The 2815-nt window shown below is 56.3% G+C and carries 4 protein-coding genes; all 4 read left to right on the forward strand.

The genetic code is table 11. The annotated features are described in order from the left end of the window. The first annotated feature begins 373 nt into the window (after positions 1-373). The 4 genes from OX89_RS13975 (at position 374) to OX89_RS13990 (ending at position 2764) form a co-directional block, all read left to right on the forward strand. Positions 374-991 (forward strand): zeta toxin family protein, encoded by a 618-nt coding sequence (locus OX89_RS13975; protein WP_199856252.1) that lies wholly within the window; start codon positions 374-376, stop codon positions 989-991. A gap of 78 nt (positions 992-1069) precedes the next feature. After that, complete coding sequence (locus tag OX89_RS13980; protein WP_047351074.1) at positions 1070-1315, forward strand: hypothetical protein; 246 nt, start codon at positions 1070-1072, stop codon at positions 1313-1315. A gap of 139 nt (positions 1316-1454) precedes the next feature. Then, the gene (locus OX89_RS13985) at positions 1455-2003 is read left to right on the forward strand and encodes a thymidine kinase (protein ID WP_084002069.1); all 549 of its coding nucleotides are present in this window, start codon (positions 1455-1457) and stop codon (positions 2001-2003) included. A gap of 242 nt (positions 2004-2245) precedes the next feature. Beyond that, a complete protein-coding gene (locus tag OX89_RS13990; protein ID WP_047351075.1) occupies positions 2246-2764 on the forward strand; it encodes a hypothetical protein in 519 nt (172 codons plus the stop codon). Positions 2765-2815: the final 51 nt, after the last annotated feature.

Raw genomic sequence — 2815 nt, forward strand, 5'->3', positions numbered from 1 at the left:
ACCCTGACGGGCACCTGTTGCCCGCTGGGCCGGTGTCCGTCTCTTTTAAAAAGGAAACGGAAAATGTTAAACACCCGGCATGAAGATACAGGTCAAAAAGCCAGCCGCCCACCCTTGACAACTAGGTGTTCAGGCAATAGGGTTCACCACATGACTTCACGTCGCCCAACCTTCTTCGGTTTGTCCTCCAGTGCCATGGCTTCCCGCGCCAGGGAAGCTGCAGAGAACGCCGTAGCATCGGACACCAAAGCGGGTATCTCGGTCACCGGTTGGGTCGATGGCCGTGTGCAAACGCTCACCCCCTCGGATCCGCGAATCCTTGCCGTCATCGAAAGGCAGGAGCAACGTTCCGCGAAGACGAGCAATGCACGGCGTGGATGAATCCACCCAAAGCCGCCCGACCCTCACCGTATTTGCTGGCCCCAACGGGTCAGGTAAAACCACTCTCACGAAGCTGTTCTACGCCGATCCCTTGCCTGGCATGGGGATACTTGTGAACGCGGATGTGATAGCGGCCAATATGGCGAAGGCGCTGGGCTTGGCTAAGGCCGACAAGGACTTAGAGATGCAGGCTGCTCACGACGCTGAAGCGACTCGCTTCGCGTTGATGCAGCAGCGACAGTCCTTCAGCACTGAAACCGTGATGTCCGACCGCAACCGCTGGCTGAGGTTCTTTCAGCTTGCGCGCGATCGAGGCTACCTTGTCCAGCTCGTCTTTATCTCAACGCGACACCCATCCATCAACGTGGCGCGGGTGTTACAGCGAGTCAAGGCAGGCGGACACCCGGTTCCTCCCGAAAAAATCGTCGATCGGTATTCCAAGACCCATGCACTCCTTCCGGAGATTCTTGGGATGGTGGATGCCGCCTGGCTATTTGACAATAGTGACCCAACTGGAAATCCCCAGCTCGTTCTTGTGATGGGCGATGACCATGTACTCCTGCCGGAGTCTGGTGCGGAGATGCCGCCCTGGGCGCTTGAACTCTTGTAGAACATCCTTCTGCGACCCATGACGGGCGCCTGTTGCCCGCTGGGCCGGTGCCCGTTTATTTCAATCAGGAAACCAAAAATGCCATATCAAGTGCAACAAACTTTGGATGCTCTTATCGAGCGCTACATTGACGCTGCCGACGAATTGTGGGCCTGCCAGCGCGGCCTGCAACCTGTTGGCGCGGCCACCGACGCCTTTGTCGCCGCTCGCGACGCGCTTCGCGATCATCCGGAGTTCACGGGCTTCCTCCCGAAGACCAAGTTCTCGGGCTCAGATCTCGATCGAGCGGGAGTCGATGGACACGGCTCGGATGGTTGCGCCTGACAAAGCCTCGGCACGGAATTTCCCTGCCTCAAGCCCAGCGCGCGTCCCTGATGCGCCTGGTCATCATTTGAACCACCCTAATGGGCACATTTCGCCCTGTGGGGCTGGTGTCCGTTTCTTTAAACATTAACGGAAAATTATGTTGGAATTTTATTACTCAACCATGCAGGGCGGTAAAAGCACCGCTTTACTTCAGAGGCGTCACAACCTCTTGTCCATCGGCAAGAACGTAATGGTCATGACCTGTTCGTTTGATGACCGATATGGAATCGGGAAGGTGACATCGCGGATCGGGCCGCAATGTGACGCTGCGTTGTATACGGCAGAAACGGTTTTTGAACTGAATGACACGTTCGCCGAGGCGGACGAGTTGTTCATTGATGAAGCACAGTTTTTGAGCCCAGCGCAAGTGCATCAGATTCACAAGAACCTGAGCACAAAGGAAGGCATGAGAGTGTCGTGCTTCGGACTGCGCAGTGACTTCCAAGGCAACTCATTCCCAGGGGCTGCGACACTGCTGACCCTGGCGGACGAACTCCACGAAATCAGTACGCTGTGCCGCTGCGGCGCCAAGGCGACCATGAACCAAAGAATTGCATCCGATGGCGCACCCATCCGCAATGGAGACGTGATAGAAATCGGGGGCGACAGCCGGTATCGGCCGGTTTGTTCAAAGTGCTTCTATTGATGCACAAAACAGGAAACACAACACCCGCATGGGTGCTGTGCTTCCCAAGAGGCCTGCGCAACCGGGCCTGCTTGGGAAGCACAGATTTGTCGCTCAAAGCGTAATGCTCTGAGTCCAAAAAGGCAGCTGGCCCTTCCTCGGATAAATCAGCAAACATCCGGCGTCAGCCGATCTCAACCACCCTGACGGGCACCAGTTGCCCTATGGGCCGGTGTCCGTCTCTTTTAAAAAGGAAACGGAAAATGTCGAATTACATTGAACTATCCAGCATGACGGCCGAAGCCACATCATCCCTTCTGGATGGCGAGGTTCTTGGTCAAGACGCTGATGGTGGTTTGATCCAATGGAACTCCGCAACTGGCGCTCCATACAACTCCGGGCAGACAGTCGAAGAGTTCGGTATCGGCAATTTGTCTGAGGCCGAACTGAAGCGACTGAATTACACACCTCAAGAGGCGTTGTCGGTCATTGAAAGATTTCGTGACTTGGCGGCGACTATTGGCCGCACGTCAAAAACTTTGGCGCACTTTGACCATCAAGATCAATCGAAGGGGCGGTGCGTCGCAGAGATCGCTCTCCAGCGAGCCTGGCATGACTTCGCCGTGCATGTACGCGATACCTTTCCTTGGCGTGAAGGCCCAGAGTTTGAAGCCAGGGCTGAAAACGTTCGAGCCTCGCGCAGGGCGCTGGAGCGCGTGGTTGTCATTGCTGCAGGGTTGCATCCTGGCGAATCGTTTGCCAGCTTGATCCCTGACGCTTGACTTTGCACCACCCTGACGGGCACCTGTTGCCCGCTGGGCCGGTGTCCGTCT

It is taken from the genome of Diaphorobacter sp. J5-51, assembly GCF_001023515.1.
Taxonomy (GTDB): Bacteria; Pseudomonadota; Gammaproteobacteria; order Burkholderiales; family Burkholderiaceae_C; genus Diaphorobacter; species Diaphorobacter nitroreducens.